This is a genomic window from Novosphingobium sp. 11B (genome assembly GCF_054589055.1).
Genome location: NZ_BAAILP010000068.1, coordinates 1 through 379, shown reverse-complemented (window position 1 = coordinate 379; position 379 = coordinate 1). Strand labels below are relative to the sequence as shown.

General features: G+C 56.5%; 1 tRNA gene and 1 rRNA gene. Both read left to right on the top strand.

From position 1 onward, the window contains the following. A 16S ribosomal RNA gene (locus ACYPYD_RS06300) occupies window positions 1-99 on the top strand; the annotation flags it as partial. A 183-nt stretch (window positions 100-282) separates the two neighbouring features. Then, window positions 283-359 (top strand) — tRNA-Ile (locus ACYPYD_RS06295). The last annotated feature ends 20 nt before the right edge of the window (window positions 360-379 follow it).

Here is a 379-nt window from a genome sequence, read left to right as displayed (position 1 = left end):
AACCCGCAAGGGAGGCAGGCGACCACAGTGGGTTTAGCGACTGGGGTGAAGTCGTAACAAGGTAGCCGTAGGGGAACCTGCGGCTGGATCACCTCCTTTCTAAGGATTTGGCCGAAAGCGCCGCACCTTGAGTGTGGAAGAGCTTCGTACAATTCTAAGAACATGCCGTCGTCCTCATGTCCCTTCATCCTGGAGATCAACGCAAGCGTGGCTTGTGTTGTACTGCCTGAGCTGGCTCACGCCGCCTGCGGCCATTTATGGCCTGTTCGGGCATGGCGAGTTGGGCCTGTAGCTCAGTTGGTTAGAGCGCACCCCTGATAAGGGTGAGGTCAGTGGTTCGAATCCACTCAGGCCCACCACTTGCCATATCTAGACAGAT